Here is an 18,169-nt window from a genome sequence, read left to right as displayed (position 1 = left end):
TCTATTTAAAAAATGTCCTACACACTCACTGGAAAACTGGTTGTTGCGATTTCATCGCGCGCCCTGTTTGATTTTGAAGAAGAAAATCGTATCTTCGAATCAACCGATGACAGCGCATATATGAAACTACAGCTTGATCGACTAGGTGAGGCAGCACAAACTGGCGTGGCATTTCCCCTCATTAAAAAACTACTTGCCTTTAATGAGGAGGGTCAGCAAAGAGTCGAGGTTGTCATTCTGTCGCGCAATGATCCAGTCAGCGGCTTGCGTGTATTTCGCTCAGCCAAACATCATGGCTTACATTTAGAACGTGGGGTATTTACCAGAGGGCGCCCTCCTTATAGTTATCTGCGTTCATTGCATGCCAATCTATTTCTTTCGGCTAATGAAGATGACGTGCGCGCAACTATTGAAGCCGGGTTTCCTGCGGCACGCGTTTATCCTGAATCCACAAAAACTGCGGAATCACACCCTAATGAAATTCGCATCGCATTTGACGGAGACGCCGTGTTGTTCTCAGACGAAGCAGAACAAGTTTTTCAAGATAAAGGCCTAGAGGCATTTGTCGCCCATGAGAGCAAGAAAGCTGACATTCCATTGCCCCCGGGTCCCTTTAAACCGCTTCTAGAGGCACTGCATCGCTTGCAACGCACCACCAGCGAAAAAGGCATGCGTATTCGCACGGCCCTAGTCACTGCTCGCTCAGCTCCAGCACATGAGCGCGCAATTCGCACCTTGATGGCTTGGGGCATTGATGTAGATGAAGCGATGTTCTTAGGGGGGCTCTCAAAGAGCGAATTCCTACGCGAATTCGAGCCTGATTTTTTCTTTGATGATCAGACTGGCCATTGCCAATCAGCAGCATCGGTTGCACCAACCGGTCACGTAGTCTCTGGCGTATCGAATAAGCCTAAAACAAATTAAGTAAATCAAGAACTTCATTATGGCAACATTACCGCTCGGCCAAGCATCGCAATATCCCGATCAATACGATCCGAGTTTGCTTTTTCCAATTCCCCGCTCTGAAAATCGCGCAAAGTTAGGCATTGAGGCTAATCAAGTCCTGCCGTTTGTCGGTGTGGATATCTGGAATGCGTATGAATTAAGCTGGCTCAATCAAAGGGGTAAACCACAAATTGCCTTAGCTGAGTTTCAAGTGCCCGCCGATTCTCCCAACATGATTGAATCGAAGTCATTCAAGCTCTATCTCAATAGCCTCAATAGCGCCCGCTTTGAAAATGAAGATGCGGTACGCGAAAGAATCATCACTGATTTATCTGCGGTGGCTGGCAGCAAAGTATCGACTCGCATCTACCCAACTGATGTGGTTGCCAAAAAAGGGATGCAAGAAATGACCGGCGTTCTCATCGATCGACTCGATATTGAGGTTGACCCCAATCTTTCCGCTGATCCAGGATTACTTGGAGTGAACGATTCCTTTGGTCCAATAGAGCAATGCTTGGTCTCGCATCTACTTAAATCCAATTGTCCAGTAACAGGACAGCCTGATTGGGCCAGCGTCCAAATTCGCTATCAAGGACGCCCGATATTAGAAGAAGGGTTATTGCGTTACCTCATTGGCTTTAGACAACTTGGCGAATTTCATGAGCATTGTGTCGAGACCATTTTTTCTGATATCAAGCGCCAGTGCAAGCCAGAAAAATTATCTGTTTATGCGCGCTATACAAGACGGGGCGGGCTGGATATCAATCCATTTCGCACAGATCATAATGCGCCTTGGCCTGATAACACACGTCACGCAAGGCAATAGCACGCCAGCAAACTCATCGGCTCTCCGCTACTTTGCGGGAGCTGATGAGGGGTCATAAATCTTTTCTAAATAGGAAGCAATGCTGGGTGCCTGACCAAAGCAACTCCTTACTATTTCAGGATTAGAGTACCAGGTCTCGGTAGCTTTTGCTTCATCTATAAATGATTTCATCACAATCGCAATATCGACATTATCTAGACCCGCAACTTTTAACTTATCAAAACCTGAAGAGCAGGCTCGCGCTAAATCAGAGCCATCAGAACGCCCAATTTTTTGCAGCAGACTGGGTGATGAGTTATTCAAAATCTGCATAAAGTTCTGAGTAGACTCCGGCGCCAAGTGATTTAAAACATGCTGCGAGGATAGATTCTCCCGATTGACTAAATCATCGATATCTACCATGGTGGGATAAAACAAGGTTCTTGAGAATTGAAAACTAAGCTTCACGGTAAACAGTAATTGCTTATCCGCCTTTGGATCCTTTTGTAATTTTTCAATCTCTTTATCGGTAATCTTATTAATATCTTGATCGGTTTTATACACAGGGATCTCTACAGATTGAATACCTTGACGTAGCTCAGGCCAACTAAATGAGATTGGAACCTTTGCATCAATCATGCCCTGCAGCAAAGTATTTGCCTTGGTTTGGGTATCAGAAACCACCGAACTGCCCACAGCAGTTGATACACCCCCAATAGCTGCAGCAGAGCCACCAGTAGCCACGATAGCTGCCGCCCCTAATAAGAATTTAGCCGAACCAACATAGTCTTGATTGGAATCATTAGAACTCTTCACATTGAGCACCAAAGAAAGCTTGCCTGGACTCAATATGGAATAAGAAGCCATATTGGTCATCGGCACGACTTGTAATGGGGTTGTACTCAAAGATGCACACTGAGAGCCATTCTCACGCCCGTCAAATGTCGCAATCGGAACTTCTAGTTTGTCTAATTTATTTTTGAAGCCATAGCTCGTAATGGATAAAACTAATTGTGTTTTGTCAGATCCCCAAAAGCGATGGCTAGACATTTGCGTGCAAGCACTCGTTGGGATCACTTCAGATGTAATCGTGACATAACCATCATTTCCTCTACCATCATGCAACCAATCTGGCGGATCGCTCTTACCAAAAGAAGGATTCACATCTGGGAAGAAAAATGGTGCTGCAACAGAAGGGGCTGGCGCAAGTAATATGGCCATAATCCCCAAAAGGCTGAGGACTGAATTCGTGAACCTATTTATTTGCATGTCTTATTTTAAGAGTATTGCTACTTTTTGTTAAAAAGCAATGCAAAAGAATGAAGTCAAGAACAAACCCCTGTAAGCACAAGGCTAAGAGGGGTTTATTTGATTAGTTGTTAACTAATACCTTTAGGTCTCCCTTAGAACGGAATGTCGTCATCCATTGCGCCTAGCGATGCTGCGCTTGAAGATGCGGCTGGAGCGGACTGCTCTACAGAACGTGGGCGACTATAACCTTCACCACCACCTTCACTACCGCCTACTGGCTTACCGCCAAGCATTTGCATTGTTTCTGCAACGATCTCAGTGGAATATTTTTCTTGACCGCTTGCATCAGTCCATTTGCGCGTACGCAAACGACCTTCAACATAAACCTGTGAACCTTTTTTGAGGTATTGCCCAGCAATCTCAGCAAGCTTGCCAAAGAATGCAACGCGGTGCCATTCTGTGGTTTCTTTCATCTCACCTGACTGTTTGTCTTTGTAGCGATCTGAAGTTGCTACTGAGATGTTTGTAACGGCGTCGCCGCTTGGCATATAACGTGTCTCTGGGTCGCGCCCTACGTTACCTACGATGATGACCTTATTTACCGAAGCCATGTTGTCTCCCGAAGAAAATGATGATGTGAATAAATCGATTAAAAAAATATAAAGCAGCTACGGATGGGTCTATGCTTTTGCAGCGCTTGCATCTACCACTTTTGCTGGCAAATCCTGCATAGACCAGGCAATTATAAGCCAGCACAAAAGCAGTACTGCGCCCATGACAAAGACGGATAACTGGCCATGGCTATCCATTAACCAACCCCCAATCACAGCCCCTGAAAAGAGGCCAATCGATTGCGTGGTGTTGTAAACCCCCAAAGCGGTACCCTTAGACTCTTTGGCAAAACGAGATACCAATGAAGGCTGCAAAGCTTCCAGCAAGTTAAATCCGACAAAGTAAATTAACAAGCCAACCGCGATAGCCATTACAGAGCCAGCCTGGGTAAACGCGCATTCTGCAATGAAAAGCAAAATAATCGCAATCAAGAGCACATTGCGCAGTTTTTGTTTCTTCTCACCCATGATCAATACGGGTGCCATCAAGCAGAATGAGAGTAGTACTACTGGCAAATAAATCTCCCAATGGGAACTTAAAGGTAAGCCTGCTTGTACCAATAAACGAGGTACCACTAAAAACATAGCCACTTGGGTGGCATGCAAAACAAAGACGCCGGCATTCAGACGCATTAATTCCGGGCGTAAAAAGACTTCTTTTAAAGATGCTTGCGCCGCTTTGAGCTCGGGTTTGTTATTGGGTAGAACAAAATAGGTCACCCCCATCGCCAAGACTCCAAGAATCGCCAAAATGATGAAAATTCCACCCATCCCAATCATGCGATAGATTGGCGCAGCAATCACCAAGGAAAGAGCAAAGGAGAGGGCAATACTACCGCCCACCAAAGCCATGGCTCGGGTGCGCACTTGCTCACGGGTTAAGTCTGCGACCCAGGCCGATATAGCCGCAGAAATAGCACCTGCACCCATCACACCCCGCCCAATCGCAATCCAGATGAGATCATCACGGGCTGCGCATATCAGGGCACCAGCCACAAAGAGAGAAAGACCCCAGAAAACTACAGGTTTTCGTCCTATGCGGTCAGAAAGCCTCCCCAAGGGGATATACAAACAAGCCTGAACAATATTGAATATGCCCAGAGTGAGCCCCACCCAAAGGGCGTGCTCCCCGCCCGGTAAGCCGCGCGCATAGACGCTAAAGACCGGTAAAAGCAAGAAAAGACCTAGCATGCGAAGGCCAAAGATGCCCGCTAAGGCGAGAGTTGAGCGAAGTTCAGAAGGATTCATAGGAAAGAGCTATATTAACAAGTTACGCTAAAAAATCATGAATAACGAAATTAAAATCCGCGGTGCACGTACGCACAACCTCAAAAATATCAATCTAGATATCCCTAGAGAGAAATTGGTCGTCTTGACCGGCTTATCTGGCTCAGGAAAAAGCTCCCTTGCTTTCGATACTTTGTATGCAGAAGGTCAAAGACGCTATGTTGAGTCCCTCTCTGCTTATGCCCGTCAATTTCTCCAGCTCATGGAAAAACCAGATGTGGATGTGATTGAAGGATTGTCGCCTGCCATTTCGATTGAGCAAAAAGCCACAAGTCACAACCCCCGATCGACTGTGGGTACTGTGACTGAAATTCATGATTACTTGCGCTTATTATTCGCACGTGCTGGCACACCTCATTGCCCCGAACACAATCTGCCTTTAGAGGCGCAAAGCGTCTCACAAATGGTCGACACTGTCTTGGCCATGCCAGAAGAAACGAAGTTGATGATCTTGGCCCCCGTAGTGAGCGAGCGTAAGGGTGAATTCGTTGACCTTTTCCAAGATCTGCAGGCACAAGGCTTTGTTCGTTTCCGTGTTCGCTCTGGTGGCGGCACAACGAATACTGCCAAAGCGGAAATCTTTGAAGTTGACAAACTACCTAGCCTGAAGAAAAACGACAAGCACTCCATTGAAGTAGTGGTTGATCGTATTAAAGTGCGTCCCGATATTCAACAACGTGTTGCGGAATCATTTGAAACTGCCTTACGCCTTGCTGAAGGCAAAGCAATGGTGGTCAATATGGACACTGGTGAAGAGATCATTTTCTCGAGTAAATTTGCTTGCCCAGTTTGCTCTTATTCACTACAAGAATTAGAGCCCCGCCTCTTCTCCTTCAACAACCCTATGGGCGCTTGCCCTTCATGCGATGGCCTAGGTCATCAATCGTTCTTTGATCCAAAGCGGATCGTGGCACATCCTGATTTATCACTCGCATCGGGTGCGATCAAAGGCTGGGATCGCCGTAATCAGTTTTACTTCAAGCTATTGCAGACATTAGCAAAACACGGTGGGTTTGATGTTGAAAAGCCATTTGAGACCCTCAGCAAAAAACAGCAAGATCTGATTTTGCTGGGCTCGGGTGATATCGAGATTCCCTTTGAATACATCAACGAACGCGGCAAAATGAGCGTTCGCCAGCATCCTTTTGAAGGCATTGTTGCGAACTTTGAGCGACGCTATCGCGAGACTGATTCAGTGACCGTACGCGAAGAATTAGCGCGCTATCAAAATATGCAGGTGTGTCGTGATTGTGGCGGCAGTCGCCTGCGCAAAGAGGCGCGCTTTGTGAAGGTGGGTGATGGCAAGCAATCGCGCGCCATTTATGAAATCAGCGCCCTACCACTCAAAGAAGCCAAAGAGTATTTTGAGGCACTGCAGCTCAAAGGCGCCAAGCGTGAAATCGCTGACAAAATCGTTAAAGAAATTGGCGCACGCTTGCGCTTCTTAAATGATGTAGGTCTGGACTATCTCTCACTAGAGCGCAGTGCCGATACCCTCTCAGGCGGTGAAGCGCAGCGTATTCGTTTGGCTTCTCAAATTGGCTCTGGCTTGACCGGGGTAATGTATGTGCTAGATGAACCCTCTATTGGACTACACCAACGCGATAATGATCGCCTCATTGGCACCCTCAAGCACCTGCGTGATTTAGGTAACAGCGTACTGGTAGTAGAACATGATGAAGACATGATTCGTGCTTCAGACTATGTCATCGACATTGGCCCTGGAGCGGGTGTCCATGGTGGCGAAGTAGTGGCGCAAGGAACTCCAGCAGAGGTAGAAGCGAACCCTAAATCTCTGACCGGCGCATATTTATCCGGGCGTGAATGTATTGCGGTTCCTGAAAAACGCATTCCAGTAAATGATCGCTTTCTAGAAATCATTGGCGCTCGCGGCAATAACTTGCAATCCGTCCACGCCAAAATTCCAGTTGGGCTATTAACCTGCGTGACTGGTGTATCAGGCTCAGGAAAATCTACTTTAATTAACGATACTTTGCATCATGCTGTTGCTCAGCATATTTATGGATCGGTTGCCGAACCAGCCGCGCATGATGCCATCAAAGGATTAGAGCATTTCGATAAAGTCATTAGTGTCGATCAATCACCTATCGGCAGAACCCCGCGTTCTAACCCCGCTACCTATACCGGCTTGTTTACGCCCATCCGTGAATTATTTGCCGGCGTTCCTGCATCGCGTGAGCGTGGCTATGAAGCGGGTCGCTTCTCTTTCAACGTCAAGGGCGGTCGTTGTGATGCCTGCGAAGGGGATGGCGTACTCAAAGTAGAAATGCATTTCCTGCCAGACGTTTATGTACCTTGTGATGTCTGTCATGGCAAACGCTATAACCGTGAGACTTTAGACATTCGCTACAAAGGTAAAAATATTCATGAAGTGCTAGCAATGACCATCGAGCAAGCCCATGAGTTTTTTGAAGCAGTGCCAATTGTTAAGCGTAAGCTCAAAACCCTGCTCGATGTTGGCTTGGGTTATGTCAAGCTCGGACAAAGCGCTACCACTCTGTCTGGCGGTGAAGCCCAGCGAGTCAAACTCTCGCTTGAATTATCTAAACGTGATACCGGTAGAACTTTGTACATTTTGGACGAACCGACTACTGGTCTGCACTTTCATGATATTCAATTGCTACTCACTGTTCTGCAGACACTTAAAAAACAAGGCAATACCATTGTGATCATTGAACACAATTTGGATGTGATCAAAACTGCAGATTGGATTATTGATCTAGGGCCTAAAGGGGGTGCTGGTGGTGGGCAAATTATCGCTACCGGGACGCCTGAGGATGTCGCTAAAAATGAAGCCAGCTTTACCGGCCACTATTTAGCCCCGCTACTTACCCGTAGAACAGCAGAAAGTAAGAAAAAGGCTAAGTAAACCGACGTTCTCAGAGCAATTTAGATTGCGCTAATTCAGTCGCTTCTGGATTGCCTGAGAGTACCAAGATATCGTTTGCTTGTAATCGCAAGTGGGGTGTGAGTTCGAGCTTAATGTAATCTCCGCCGCCCACTTTGCGCCTGACTGCTTGGATACTCACGCCATCGTTTTCCAAAGCAAGTTCTTCAAGAGTTTTGCCAATACTAATTGATTCAGGCAAGAGCGTTACCGAATGCAAACGCCAGGATTCATTAGAATCAAAGTCTTCTACTTCCGAGCCGCGGAAGTAGCCGCGCAATAAGCTGTAGCGTGCCTCGCGTGCATTAGAGACAATACGCACCACTTTGCGCATCGGCACGCCCATCATCAATAAGACATGCGAGGCCATCATTAAACTACCTTCAATCAATTCCGGCACAACCTCAGTGGCCCCCGCCGCCTGTAACTTTGCTAAATCGGCATCATCTTTGGTGCGCACCAAAACAGTCATGCCAGGACGTAAGCGTTCGACTTGATGCAAGACCTTAAAACTTGCAGGTGTATCAGCATAGGTAATCACAACCGCTTTTGCGCGTGATAAACCTGCAGCAATCAAATAATTCTCACGACTAGCATCCCCATACACCACGTTATCGCCAGCAGCAGCCGCTGTTTTTACACGATCCGGATCCATATCCAAGGCGATATAGGGTATTTTTTCTTGATCAAGCATGCGAGCCAAACTTTGCCCCGAGCGACCAAAACCGCAAATGACAACATGGTTTTCCGTGCGCACGCTCTTGGCTGCAACACGCGTTAATGCCAGTGATTGCAAGAGCCACTCATTACTAGAAAAGCGCATCGCAATCCGATCGCTATATTGGATTAAGAAAGGTGCGCCAAACATCGATAGCAACATGGCAGCCAATACCGCTTGACTTAAAGCTGGATCAATCAAATCTAAACCGTCGATTTGGTTGAGCAGCACAAATCCAAATTCGCCAGCTTGCGCTAAACAAAGTCCAGTGCGAATAGAGATGCCAGGAGTAGAGCCAAAAGCACGTGAAAGTAATGCAATAAGGCCAAATTTAAACAGCAAAGGTCCGATTAAAAGCAGTAGAACCAATATCCATTGCTGGGCAATCACATGAAAATCGAGCAACATCCCGATCGTAATAAAAAATAGGCCAAGCAGCACATCGCGAAATGGCTTTATATCTTCCTCAACTTGATGGCGATAGGGTGTCTCCGAGATGAGCATGCCCGCTAAAAAAGCACCCAAGGCCAAAGACAAACCAAAATGCTCTGTCAGTCCAGCCATGCCTAAAACGATTAATAACAAATTGAGCATGAATAGCTCTTGGGAGCGCAGCTTGGTCACTAAGCGGAACCAGCGACTCATGAGCGTTTGCCCAAGAACAAAAATCAACACCAGAGCGACCGAGATTTTGATTGCTGCAGCACTTAATGCAATGAATAAATCACCCGGGTTTTTGCCCAATGAAGGCAACAAGATCAATAGGAAAACAACCGCCAGATCTTGAAACAGCAAAATACCAATAATGTTGCGGCCATGGTCGGTTTCCAGCTCAGAACGATCGGCAATCAGTTTGGTCACAATGGCGGTGGAAGACATCGCTAAAGCGCCACCCAAGGCTATCGCAGCCTCCCAAGAAATCGGGTAAATCCAGTTCATGAGCAAGCTAGCTGGAACCGCTAGCAGCATAGTCAAAAGGACCTGACTGCCTCCCAGGCCAAATACGATAGAACGCATCGCTCTTAGCTTGTGCAGGTTAAATTCAAGTCCAATGGAAAACATCAAGAAAACGACCCCAAACTCCCCCAAATACTTCACAGTAGCCGAATCGTTAGCCAAACCCAGGGCGTTGGGGCCAATCAGCACCCCTATAGCCAAATAGCCCAAAATGGGGGGTAAACCAAAATAGCGGAAAATAACGACTCCAGCCACTCCGGAGGCTAACAAGATGAGAGTTAATTGAAGGGCTGACGGCATATACTTACTCGATGATAGCTAAGACTCGTGAACGAACCCTAAAGCTTGCACGCGATACCCTCACTATTGAGGCTAGCGCCCTGCAAACCATGCGCGATCGACTGGAAGGGCCCAATGCGGATGCCCTGGTTCTAGCCGTGGAACTGCTTCACGCCTGTAAAGGTCGCATCGTAGTTTCTGGAATCGGTAAATCTGGACATATTGCCCGTAAGATCGCTGCGACCTTTGCCTCCACTGGATCACCAGCCTTTTTTGTGCACCCGGCTGAAGCCAGCCATGGTGACTTAGGCATGGTCACTCGAGATGATGTATTTGTCGCCCTTTCCAATTCCGGTGAGACCGATGAGCTCCTGACCATCGTACCTATCGTCAAACGCACGGGGGCTAAATTCATTGCGCTTACTGGCGCACCAAGATCTTCACTAGCCCAGCTAGCTGATGCCCATCTTGATACTAGCGTTGAAAAAGAGGCATGCCCCTTAAATTTGGCGCCCACCTCTAGCACTACGGCTGCCCTCGCTATGGGTGACGCTTTGGCGGTAGCCCTATTAGATGCTAGGGGCTTTCAAGCAGAAGATTTTCAGCGCTCCCATCCAGGTGGTCGCTTAGGACGCAAACAATTGATGCACGTGCGAAGTGTCATGCGCAGTTTTGAAGAAACGCCTAAGATCAATCTAGATACTACTTTGCAGGCGGCATTGTTGGAGATGACGGCTAAACGCATGGGCATGGTGGTTGCGCTAGATCGAAATAATCATGTTGCAGGTATTTTTACTGATGGTGATTTGCGTCGCCTACTAGAAAAAACGACCAATCTTGAGGGGCTCACCCTAAAAGCAGCCATAGCTTCTGCCCCCCACACCATTCCACCCGAACTCCTTGCAGAAGAAGCCATCGAAATGATGGAAAAACACCGTATCAACCATTTGGTGGTGACAGATGCAGCCGGAACCTTACTCGGCGCCCTCAATCTGCATGATTTATTTGCCGCCAAAGTAATTTAATTCGGCTTTCACATTCGAAATACAAACCATGCCTAGTGCTTTTCATACACACCAAACCAATCCATTGAGCAATTTCCCGCAAGCATGGGAGCGGGCAGGTCAAGTCAAACTCTTGGTGCTCGATGTGGATGGTGTCCTGACTAACGGACAAGTATTTTTAGATGGTGAGGGTAAAGAGGCTTTCAAAGCATTTGATATCCAAGATGGTTTAGGCATCAAACTCTTAGAGCAATGTGGCATTCCTACCGCCATCATTACGGGTCGCCAATCAAAAGCAGTGCTTGCCCGCTGCCAAGAATTAGGTATACAGCATGTTCATGTGGGGGTTGAAAATAAAGCAATTGCTCTAGACAAACTGCTCAGCGATTTATCCCTCAAGCGTTCAGACTGTGCTGTGATGGGAGATGACTGGCCTGACCTCAAAATGATGCAGCGAGCTGGTTTCATTATTTGCCCCGCCCAAGCTCACGAGGCAGTCAAAGCAGTTGCCCATCTAGTGACTACCCGAGCTGGCGGCAATAGTGCCGTTCGCGAAGTATGCGATCTGATACTTAAAGCGCAAAACCGCTACGAGAATTTGCTCAATCAGGCTCGTGCTTAAGGATGTATTGATGCCGACCAAGCAGGAAGCGTTCAAATCGAGCATGTTGCGTGGGCTATTGCGGCTACTGCCGCTGCTCATCATGGGAATCTTGACACTCCTGACTTTCTGGCTGGTTCAAAAAAGCACCCCACCAGAAAAATCGACCATTGAGCAGGTACGCTTACATGAGCCTGACTACACCATTACCAATGGGGCTTTATCTACTCTCAATGAGCTCGGCAATACAAAATACCGCATCTTAGGAAGCAAGGTGATTCACTATGATGATGATGCCACCATTGACATCACAACACCTCGCATGCGTTTATTTCAGGTAGAAAAACCGCCCGTTACTGTCAAAGCAGATAAAGGTCATTTGGATGGTGATCTGACTATTCTGGATCTATATGATCATGCGGAGATTTTGCGACCTCCCCAGGCGGCGACGGCGACACAACCAGCTCTGTTACGCTTGCTTGCGCAGTCCTCTTATTTCAAAGTATTGATTAACGATGACATCATCCAAACGGATAAGCCTATTACCTTAGAACAAGGGATGTCAGTGATCAATTCCACTGATGGCGGTACATTTAATAATGTTGAACAAAGTATGGTTCTCATTGGGCAAGTAAAAGGTCGTATCGAGCGTCTTCCACGAGGCACACCTTAATGAAGCTCAAACTAGCACTTCTACTTGCTATTGGATGGCATATCTGCATGCCTCATTACGCATTTGCTGAAAAAGCGGATCAAGATAAGCCCATTATTTTGGAAGCCGACCAAGTATCAGTCGATGACGTGAAGCAAATTTATGATCTAGATGGACAGATCCTGCTCATCAAAGGCAGCATTGTAGTCACCGGCGAACATGGCAATATTAAAGTAGATCCCGAAGGCTATGAGTTCATTGATGTGAAAGGTACCCCCGAAGCAATTGCCACCTTTAGGCAGCGCAAAGAAGGAATTGCCAATGAATTTATGCAGGGCCATGGTAATCAAGTGATTTATGACGCTAAAACAGAAATGCTCATCATCACTGGCAATGCCACCTTAAAGCGCTTGCTCAATATGCAAATGCTCGATCAATTAAAGGGTTGGAAAATTGAGTACGATGATGTGAAGCAGTACTATCACGTGATACCCCCTGCGGATGCCAAACCGGATGACTTGCCTTTAGCAAGAGCCATTCTTTCACCTAGACGAAAAGCCACATTAGAGAAATGACAGCGGATTTAGCAAGTAACCATCAACCTGCCACCCTGAACGCCCATCATCTTCAAAAGCGTTACGGCTCCAGAACGGTCGTACGCGATGTTTCAGTAGAAGTAAAGTGCGGCGAAGTTGTTGGCTTACTAGGTCCTAACGGTGCCGGTAAAACTACCTCGTTTTATATGATTGTGGGTCTTGTCCCTCTGGATGGTGGCAACATCATTCTTGATGGCGTCGATATCACCCACCTACCCATTCATGAGCGTGCCAGAATGGGTCTTTCATACTTACCTCAAGAAGCTTCCGTCTTTCGTAAGCTCAATGTCGCTGAAAATATTCAAGCAGTATTAGAGCTTCAAGTTCAAGGTGGTAAGCGCCTCACTAAGGCAGAAATGAATCATCGCTTAGATGAGCTTTTGGGTGAACTGCAAATTACGCACTTACGTAACAATCCAGCTCTCTCTCTTTCAGGCGGTGAGCGGCGCCGTGTTGAAATTGCTAGGGCACTCGCATCTCAACCTAAATTTATCCTGCTGGATGAACCCTTTGCTGGTGTCGACCCCATTGCAGTAGGTGAGATTCAGAGAATCGTACGCTTTCTACGTGATCGCCAAATTGGCGTTCTCATTACCGATCACAATGTACGAGAAACCCTCGGTATTTGCGACCATGCCTACATCATTAGCGAGGGTAGCGTTCTAGCTGAGGGCAAGCCCGATGAAATTATTGAAAATGATGCTGTGCGTAGAGTGTATTTAGGCGAAAACTTCAGGATGTAGCCCCAAGGCTCTTTTTCTGCCTTAAAAATAAATCAGCAACCCCTCTTGGATTTCAGTCAAATCGCTGATACGCTGGAGGTTCGTAAGATAAAAGTACAAAAATTGTTCATTTAAATTACAGGGGTATGTTGCGCGCCCCAGTAGTACTTTGCGCACTGATCTATCAAAGGAGCTGCTGATGAATTTAAAAATTAATAGCCGACATGTAGAAGTTACACCCGCTATGCGCACTCATTTGGAGGCTGGATTATCCAAAATTCGTAAGCACTTTGACCATGTTATAGATGCCTCCGCCATTTTGATCGTCGATAACGCCAAAGAAAAAGATTTACGGCAAGGCGCTGAAATTACCCTTCACCTTAAAGGTAAAGAACTTTTCGCCGAAGCCCATCATGCAGACCTCTATCACGCGATGGATGCCGTAGTAGATAAACTCGAGCGTCAAGTTGCAAAACATAAAGAAAAAATCCAAGATCACCATCACGAAAAGCATTTCGAGTAAGTGAAGGGTCAGGACACCTATAATCAATTCACATGAATGCCCTGACAGATCTTTTTACCCTGGACCGCATTGCATTAGATAACCCTGCAAAAAGCAGGGCTGATGCATTCGCGGCAGCCGGGAACCTTTTTGCCAAAGAAGGCAGTATTGATGCTGCTGCTGTAGTTGGCTTTTTAAACGCGCGCGAGGATTTGGGCTCTACTGCCCTTGGTGCTGGTGTTGCAATTCCCCATGGGCGCGTCAAAGGCTTAAAGCATCCCGTTGCCGCCTTTATCAAACTAGCGCAAGCAATTGAATTTGCTGCACCGGATGGCGAGCCAGTTTCAGTGTTGATTTTCCTCTTGGTTCCAGAAAAGGCGACTCAGCAACACCTAGAGATTCTCTCTTCCATTGCGCAATTACTATCAGACCCGGGTGCGCGTAACACGCTGGCTTCCGAAAAAGAACGTACTAAGGTCTATGAACTTCTGCAGCAATGGAGCCCAAGTAAATGACCCAGCTGCTGCTTCTTGAGAGTGTGAATGCGCAACAGATCTTTGACGATAATGTCGCAGAACTAAAACTTTCATGGATTAGTGGTTTAGAAGGTGCAGATCGTACCTTTCCACCGGAGGCAGTTAAAGCAGCCGCAGCCAGCTCAGACTTGGTTGGACATTTAAACCTAATTCACCCCAGCCGTATTCAGATTTTCGGCGAACAAGAGGTTGACTACCATGCGGCACTTGATCCCAAACAAAAACAAGAGCAAATTTCCAGCTTAATTTCCAAGACACCGCCTTGCGTCATCGTGGCCGATGGCAGAGCAGCAGATCCAGATTTGCAGTTATTTTGCCAACGCTCTTCAACACCCTTGTTTATGACGACAGTTTCAGCAGCAACTGTCATTGACCACCTTCGCATCTATCTCACCAAAATTGGCGCACCCCAAACAACCATGCATGGTGTGTTTATGGATATCCTAGGTTTAGGCGTCTTAATTATGGGCGAGTCTGGTTTAGGTAAAAGTGAGTTGGGCCTCGAATTGATTTCCCGTGGTCATGGCTTGGTTGCAGATGATGCAGTCGATTTTGCAAGACTGGGTCCCGATTATCTAGAAGGGCGCTGTCCAGTGATTCTGCGCAATTTATTGGAAGTGCGTGGCTTAGGCTTATTAGACATTCGCACCATCTTTGGTGAAACTGCTGTACGCCGCAAATTGAAGTTACGCCTCATCGTTCAGTTAGTTCGTAGAAACGATGGTGAATTTGAAAGACTGCCATTAGAAGCTCAGCATATCGATATTCTGGGCGTCCCCATTCGTACTGTGAAAATTCAAGTGGCAGCGGGTCGAAACTTAGCGGTACTGGTTGAGGCTGCCGTTAGAAATACCATTTTGCAATTACGCGGCATTGATACGCTTAAAGAATTTATGGAGCGTCAGCGACAGCAGATGAATGCGGATGCCTATTCCAATAAAACCCAAGGTCGCCTGCTCTAATATGCAAATTAATCTGATTACCGGTATCTCGGGCTCAGGTAAATCAGTGGCACTCAGGGCTTTTGAGGATGCTGGCTATGATTGTGTAGACAACCTTCCTGTTCCCTTGCTTGAAAATCTCATTAGCACGCTTGAAAAAGAAAAGTGTGATCGGGTTGCTGTAGCAATTGATGCCAGGCGAGGTGAATCGATCGCAGACCTTCCTCTCATACTGGAACAATTGCGCCGTTCACACGAGATTCGCATTGTCTTCTTAAATGCAGACACCAATACCCTGGTTCAACGCTTTTCAGAAACTCGGCGACGTCACCCACTTTCCGGAACAAGTGAGCAGTCTGGGGCTGCCACCTTAATTGAGGCTATAGATAAAGAACGTAGTTTGTTAGAGCCTTTACGTGCGCAAGCACACAGCATTGATACCAGCAATTTGCCAGCCCATGCACTGCGCTCTTGGATACAAGACCTCTTAAAAGATAAACCGCTTGGACTAACGGTTGTTTTTGAATCCTTCGGATTTAAAAAAGGAGTGCCAAGCGATGCCGACTTGGTGTTTGATGTTCGATGCTTACCGAACCCTCACTATGACAAAGCGCTCCGCCCCTTGACTGGTAATGATGCCCCAGTACAAGCTTTCTTAGAAAAAATACCGGAAGTACAAAGTATGGAAGTGGACATCATTCACTTTGTTGAAAAGTGGTTGCCCCACTATATTGCTGATGGTCGCAGCTACCTCACCGTTGCAATCGGATGCACTGGCGGCCAACATCGCTCAGTTTACTTAGTTGGCCAGCTCAATAAATATTTTAGTGTGCAAAAAAACTTGGCGACCAGTCAGATTAATTTCCTTACACGCCATCGCGAATTAGACTCAATCCCTGCAGTAGCACTTTAATTGGCTGGGGTAAGCCATATTGACCTAACTGACGCAGTGAAACCCACTGCAAATCAGCATCACCCCATTCAATTGGCTTTGCCACCGACAGCTCCCAAATTTGCATCCACAGACGTCTGTGCGTGAAGACATGCTTTATTTGAGGACCGCGTTTTAGAGGTTCCGTTGTTTTCAAAGACTGAGGTGCAAGGGAATCAGGCAAGGTCAGCGCAAATAATTCTTGAGACTGCAGATCATTCGTTCTTGCACCAGCTCTAGCACTCCAACTTGATTCTGGCAGAGACCATAAACCACCCCAAATGGCTTTGCTAGGACGTTTTTGCAATAACACCCAATTGCCAGATCTCATTAAAAGCATGTCGCAATTGAATTCCGGGGATTTTGCTTTGATACGTTTACGGGGCAATATGAGAACTTGATCGCTTAAATTAGCCTGGCAGTCTTTAGAAAAAGGGCATTGATGGTTATTGCTCAAACAAACAGGCCCACGAGAAGTGCACCAAGTTGCGCCAAAATCCATCAAGGCTTGCGTATAGGTTGGCATGTCCTTTGCCTGGCTGGGTAACAATTCACCAGCCAAGTTCCATAAGCGATCATTGACAGCTTTTTCTTCAATCGGGTCTTCGATTGCAAATATTCTTGCTAGAACACGCTTTACATTCGCATCCAAAATAGGGGCGCGCACATGAAATGCAAAAGCGGCAATGGCGCCAGCGGTAGATCTACCAATCCCTTTTAATTGCTCCAGTAGCACTGGGTCATTTGGGAACTTTCCTGCAAACCGCTCGACTACTTGAACAGCACAGGCGTGCAAGTTTCTGGCACGCGAGTAATAACCCAATCCAGCCCACTCCGCCATAACTTCATCCATGCTTGCCGCTGCTAATTGCTTCACCGTTGGAAAGCGCTTCATAAAGCGAGGATAGCGCTCTAGCACTGTAGCTACTTGAGTTTGTTGCAGCATGATTTCTGATACCCATACTGCATAAGGGTCAAGATTATTTTGCCAAGGTAGACCTGCGCGCCCATGAAGGCCATGCCAGGCAATTAACTTCTTGGAGAAACTGGTAATCAACGCTTTTGACATTGCGGGCAAAAATAAGTTGAGCGCTGCCCCTGAACTATTTGCTTGATTGGTGTTTTGCAAATCTTGCATGGTAAATTTTTACGATCATAGACCTTGCTTTGAAGAGTAAAGTATCCTGGCTCCCCTTCGCTATTGACAAAATCATTGAGGGTACTGCCACCTGCATCAATTGCTTTTTTAAGAATCATCCGTACCGCCTTGGCTAGGCGAGCGCATTCTGGACGTGTTAATTTTCCAGCCGGCTTTGCAGGATGAATCCCTGCTTCAAACAAAGACTCCGAGCAATAAATATTGCCTACTCCAACCACCGCTTGGCCAGCCAGTAAAAATTGCTTGGTGGCTACACTACGACCTCGCGAGCATGCGTATAAAACTGCAACACCATTCTCGCCAGAAAATTCCTCAGAGAATGGCTCAACACCTAATTTTTTTAGCAAGGGATGACTCTCAACCGGACCTTGTTTTTTTGCATGCCACAAGACAGCGCCAAATTTTCGGGGATCGTGTAGACGCAGACTCAGCGCACCAAACTCAAAGGCAACGCGATCATGCGTTTTCAAGGGATCCGATTTCGCCAAGACCCTTAGGGTTCCAGTCATGCCTAAATGCAACAAAAGATGGCCTTGGTCCATTTCTACCAATAAATACTTTCCCCGGCGCGCAATTGCATGCACTGTCTGTCCTGGCAAAATTTTGCCTAAATTACTGGGAATGGGCCAGCGCAAGCGTCCATCCAATATCTTGACGGCAGTCAGCGCCCTACCGATGAGATGGGGTGCAATTCCGAGTTTGGTGACTTCTACTTCTGGAAGTTCTGGCATAGATGGATTGTAGATTCGCGGATTAGAATGTGC

General features: G+C 46.8%; 18 protein-coding genes. 12 read left to right on the top strand and 6 right to left on the bottom strand.

Annotated features, from left to right (window positions below):
• The first annotated feature begins 12 nt into the window (after positions 1 to 12).
• Both M2125_RS07785 and queF read left to right on the top strand, forming a co-directional pair.
• Positions 13 to 924, top strand: coding sequence for a 5'-nucleotidase (locus M2125_RS07785; protein WP_076023671.1), 912 nt, complete (start codon positions 13 to 15; stop codon positions 922 to 924).
• Between the two features lie 19 nt (positions 925 to 943).
• Positions 944 to 1,771, top strand: a complete 828-nt coding sequence (gene queF, locus M2125_RS07780) for an NADPH-dependent 7-cyano-7-deazaguanine reductase QueF (protein ID WP_076023670.1) — start codon at positions 944 to 946, stop codon at positions 1,769 to 1,771.
• Between the two features lie 27 nt (positions 1,772 to 1,798).
• Here the strand turns inward: queF and M2125_RS07775 are convergent, their stop codons facing one another.
• From M2125_RS07775 to M2125_RS07765, 3 genes are all read right to left on the bottom strand, one after another.
• Entirely contained in the window at positions 1,799 to 2,971 is a 1,173-nt protein-coding gene (locus M2125_RS07775; RefSeq protein WP_076023669.1) for a hypothetical protein, read from the bottom strand.
• Positions 2,972 to 3,153: 182 nt separating this feature from the next.
• Complete coding sequence (gene ssb, locus M2125_RS07770) at positions 3,154 to 3,612, bottom strand: single-stranded DNA-binding protein (protein ID WP_076023668.1); 459 nt, start codon at positions 3,610 to 3,612, stop codon at positions 3,154 to 3,156.
• A gap of 69 nt (positions 3,613 to 3,681) precedes the next feature.
• On the bottom strand, positions 3,682 to 4,860 hold the full coding sequence (locus tag M2125_RS07765; RefSeq protein ID WP_076023667.1) for an MFS transporter: 1,179 nt from the start codon (positions 4,858 to 4,860) through the stop codon (positions 3,682 to 3,684).
• Positions 4,861 to 4,897: 37 nt separating this feature from the next.
• On the opposite strand from M2125_RS07765, the gene uvrA reads away from it, so the two are divergent.
• Positions 4,898 to 7,789 carry an excinuclease ABC subunit UvrA gene (uvrA, locus tag M2125_RS07760; RefSeq protein ID WP_076023666.1) on the top strand — a complete coding sequence of 964 codons (2,892 nt, stop codon included), beginning with the start codon at positions 4,898 to 4,900 and terminating at the stop codon, positions 7,787 to 7,789.
• A 10-nt stretch (positions 7,790 to 7,799) separates the two neighbouring features.
• Here uvrA and M2125_RS07755 read toward each other — a convergent pair whose 3' ends face one another.
• On the bottom strand, positions 7,800 to 9,782 hold the full coding sequence (locus M2125_RS07755; protein ID WP_076023665.1) for a monovalent cation:proton antiporter family protein: 1,983 nt from the start codon (positions 9,780 to 9,782) through the stop codon (positions 7,800 to 7,802).
• Positions 9,783 to 9,793: 11 nt separating this feature from the next.
• On the opposite strand from M2125_RS07755, the gene M2125_RS07750 reads away from it, so the two are divergent.
• The 9 genes from M2125_RS07750 (at position 9,794) to rapZ (ending at position 16,228) form a co-directional block, all read left to right on the top strand.
• Positions 9,794 to 10,786, top strand: a complete 993-nt coding sequence (locus M2125_RS07750; protein WP_280742801.1) for a KpsF/GutQ family sugar-phosphate isomerase — start codon at positions 9,794 to 9,796, stop codon at positions 10,784 to 10,786.
• 28 nt (positions 10,787 to 10,814) lie between these two features.
• Positions 10,815 to 11,387, top strand: a complete 573-nt coding sequence (locus M2125_RS07745; RefSeq protein WP_076023663.1) for a KdsC family phosphatase — start codon at positions 10,815 to 10,817, stop codon at positions 11,385 to 11,387.
• A 10-nt stretch (positions 11,388 to 11,397) separates the two neighbouring features.
• A complete protein-coding gene (lptC, locus tag M2125_RS07740) occupies positions 11,398 to 12,039 on the top strand; it encodes an LPS export ABC transporter periplasmic protein LptC (protein WP_076023662.1) in 642 nt (213 codons plus the stop codon).
• On the top strand, positions 12,039 to 12,593 hold the full coding sequence (locus M2125_RS07735) for an LptA/OstA family protein (RefSeq protein WP_076023661.1): 555 nt from the start codon (positions 12,039 to 12,041) through the stop codon (positions 12,591 to 12,593). The genes lptC and M2125_RS07735 overlap by 1 nt, the downstream gene beginning before the upstream one ends.
• Positions 12,590 to 13,357 carry an LPS export ABC transporter ATP-binding protein gene (gene lptB / locus M2125_RS07730; RefSeq protein WP_076023660.1) on the top strand — a complete coding sequence of 256 codons (768 nt, stop codon included), beginning with the start codon at positions 12,590 to 12,592 and terminating at the stop codon, positions 13,355 to 13,357. The genes M2125_RS07735 and lptB overlap by 4 nt, the downstream gene beginning before the upstream one ends.
• Positions 13,358 to 13,535: 178 nt before the next feature.
• Positions 13,536 to 13,859, top strand: coding sequence for a ribosome hibernation-promoting factor, HPF/YfiA family (hpf, locus tag M2125_RS07725; protein WP_076023659.1), 324 nt, complete (start codon positions 13,536 to 13,538; stop codon positions 13,857 to 13,859).
• A 32-nt stretch (positions 13,860 to 13,891) separates the two neighbouring features.
• Complete coding sequence (locus M2125_RS07720) at positions 13,892 to 14,353, top strand: PTS sugar transporter subunit IIA (protein ID WP_076023658.1); 462 nt, start codon at positions 13,892 to 13,894, stop codon at positions 14,351 to 14,353.
• 8 nt (positions 14,354 to 14,361) lie between these two features.
• A complete protein-coding gene (gene hprK, locus M2125_RS07715) occupies positions 14,362 to 15,336 on the top strand; it encodes an HPr(Ser) kinase/phosphatase (RefSeq protein ID WP_198929292.1) in 975 nt (324 codons plus the stop codon).
• A 1-nt stretch (position 15,337) separates the two neighbouring features.
• Positions 15,338 to 16,228 carry an RNase adapter RapZ gene (gene rapZ, locus M2125_RS07710; protein ID WP_076023656.1) on the top strand — a complete coding sequence of 297 codons (891 nt, stop codon included), beginning with the start codon at positions 15,338 to 15,340 and terminating at the stop codon, positions 16,226 to 16,228.
• On the opposite strand, the gene mutY is transcribed toward rapZ, so the two are convergent.
• Together mutY and mutM are read right to left on the bottom strand one after the other, a co-directional pair.
• Entirely contained in the window at positions 16,182 to 17,315 is a 1,134-nt protein-coding gene (mutY, locus tag M2125_RS07705) for an A/G-specific adenine glycosylase (protein ID WP_076023655.1), read from the bottom strand. The genes rapZ and mutY overlap by 47 nt on opposite strands.
• Complete coding sequence (mutM, locus tag M2125_RS07700) at positions 17,300 to 18,136, bottom strand: bifunctional DNA-formamidopyrimidine glycosylase/DNA-(apurinic or apyrimidinic site) lyase (RefSeq protein WP_280742800.1); 837 nt, start codon at positions 18,134 to 18,136, stop codon at positions 17,300 to 17,302. The genes mutY and mutM overlap by 16 nt, the downstream gene beginning before the upstream one ends.
• Positions 18,137 to 18,169 lie beyond the last annotated feature (33 nt).

This window comes from Polynucleobacter sphagniphilus, from assembly GCF_029892205.1.
Lineage (GTDB): Bacteria > Pseudomonadota > Gammaproteobacteria > Burkholderiales > Burkholderiaceae > Polynucleobacter > Polynucleobacter sphagniphilus.
Note: the sequence above shows the minus strand (reverse complement) of the source record. Positions and strands in the feature narration are given on the sequence as shown.